The organism is Desulfobulbus rhabdoformis (genome assembly GCF_016919065.1).
In the GTDB taxonomy this organism is placed as follows: domain Bacteria; phylum Desulfobacterota; class Desulfobulbia; order Desulfobulbales; family Desulfobulbaceae; genus Desulfobulbus; species Desulfobulbus rhabdoformis.
The window spans coordinates 1-457 of sequence record NZ_JAFFQA010000164.1 but is presented as its reverse complement, the minus strand read 5'-3'; the positions used below and the strand labels follow the sequence as shown (position 1 = coordinate 457).

Annotated in this window: 1 protein-coding gene; it reads left to right on the top strand. The window is 31.9% G+C overall.

All coding sequences use genetic code 11. The annotated features are described in order from the left end of the window. On the top strand, window positions 1-457 hold a 457-nt coding region (locus JWJ90_RS22920), incomplete at both ends, for a DNA topoisomerase (RefSeq protein ID WP_240195123.1).

Genomic DNA, 457 nt, shown 5'->3' with positions numbered 1-457 from the left:
GTCCTGTAGTTAAAGATTTAAAAAAACATGCGAAAAAAGCAAAAAAAATATTTTTAGCTAGTGACCCTGACCGTGAAGGTGAAGCGATTGCTTGGCATTTATCAAAAATTTTAGAATTAGAAGATAGCAAAGAAAATAGAGTAGTATTTAATGAAATTACAAAAGATGCTGTTAAAGATAGTTTTAAGCATCCTCGTGGTATTGAAAAGGATTTAGTTGACGCGCAACAAGCACGTCGTATTTTAGATAGACTCGTTGGTTATAATATTTCTCCAGTATTATGGAAGAAAGTTAAAAAAGGGCTGTCTGCTGGGAGAGTTCAGTCAGTTGCTTTACGTTTAGTCATTGATCGTGAAAATGAAATTCGTAATTTTAAACCTGAAGAGTATTGGTCCATTGAAGGTGAATTTAGATACAAGAAATCTAAATTTACAGCTAAATTTCTACACTATAAAAA